The sequence below is a fragment of the Actinotignum urinale DSM 15805 genome (assembly GCF_000420445.1).
GTDB lineage: Bacteria > Actinomycetota > Actinomycetes > Actinomycetales > Actinomycetaceae > Actinotignum > Actinotignum urinale.
Map to the genome: position 1 here is coordinate 1 of NZ_ATUY01000026.1, position 1,345 is coordinate 1,345.

2 protein-coding genes are annotated in these 1,345 nt (G+C 50.2%); both read right to left on the bottom strand.

Translation table 11 applies throughout. The features are described from left to right. Positions 1-778: IS3 family transposase (locus tag G445_RS11700; RefSeq protein ID WP_022867136.1), on the bottom strand; the 778-nt coding region annotated here is incomplete at its 3' end. An 8-nt stretch (positions 779-786) separates the two neighbouring features. Continuing rightward, entirely contained in the window at positions 787-1,287 is a 501-nt protein-coding gene (locus G445_RS0108730) for a helix-turn-helix domain-containing protein (RefSeq protein WP_026421077.1), read from the bottom strand. Positions 1,288-1,345 lie beyond the last annotated feature (58 nt).

The following is a 1,345-nucleotide window of genomic DNA, read 5'->3' on the forward strand; positions in this document are numbered from 1 at the left end:
GCTCAGTGTTGTACCACTGTATGTACTCGTCAATCGCTGCGCGCAGCTCGCTGATGGAAACGAATGAGTCATTGTTGAACATTTCTTCTTTCAAGTGAGAAAAGAAGTTCTCCATCACGGAGTTATCGTAACAGTTGCCCTTACGGCTCATGGATTGAACGCACTGATGCTCAACTAGCTGACTGATCCATGACTGGTGCTGATAGTGGTAGCCCTGATCAGTATGAACAAGAATACCTTCCGGATCGCCTGCCACACGGAAAGCCCTTTTCAGGCTCAACGCGGACACTTTCGTTGTAGGAGACACCGAGAGAGTGTGAGCAAGAATCGAATGATCACACAAATCCATCACCGGAGACAAATACAGCCGCTGCCCCGAAATCTGAAATTGAGTAATATCGGAGACCCACTGTTGATTTGGCTTTTCCGTCACGAAATGCCGATCTAAATGATTATCAGCCCGACGTGACGTCGTACCGCGGTAAGAGTTGTAACACTTACGCTTCCTCGTTTTAGAGCGTAAACCAAGCTGTCTCATCAGCTTAGCGACAAGCTTTCGCGACACACGCCACCCATCCCGTAACAACTGGAGCCTAACACGCCGATAACCATAGCGCTGATGGCTTTTATCGAAAATCTCCCGGATCGCTTGTTTCAGCTGCACATGCCGATCCTGGGTCTGCATCTGCTTGAGCTGATAATAGAACGTTGATCGTGCCAGTTTGGCTACCTGTAACAGTACCGGCAACGGGTATTCAGATCTGAGAGTGGCAACCACACGAGTTTTCAGCCTTGCCCCTGCTCCCTCAGATCTCGTAATTTTTTCAAATACGCTACCTCTGCTTTTAACCGCGTATTCTCCTCAATCAACGCAGCATCCGGAACCGTCGCGCTCTCTTCCTGATCCAGGCTGGCGATCAACGCTTTCGGCTTCCTGCCACGCCTTTTCGGGCGTAAGCCCTCATCGCCAGCTAAACGCCACACTCGTACCCACGAATACACCAGATCAACCGAAGAAAAATTGAACTCTGCCGCGAGCTGCCTCGCAGTCTCTCCAGCAAGGAAACGAGCGACAATCGAGCGCTTGAACTCCCACGAGTAAACAGCTTTCGTATCACGTGTCACAAGCACCATTTTCCCATGAAGAACCCACCTGTCATAAAGCGAATTCACCGGCCGAAATGGCAAACCAAGTTTTCTGGCTGTGGCTCGAGAGCCATAGCCCGCCTCAAACAAATCAACAGCCACCGCCCGCTGCTCCACCGACAACGAACTATCAGAACGCATAACACCCCTAACCCTAAAAACTGAACAAATAAACGTCCAACTTTCAGGGTTCAGTACA

Bases quoted from the DNA above. Each gene is read 5' to 3' on its own strand.
- G445_RS0108730 (WP_026421077.1), bottom strand. From the start codon at position 1,287: ATGCGTTCTGATAGTTCGTTGTCGGTGGAGCAGCGGGCGGTGGCTGTT.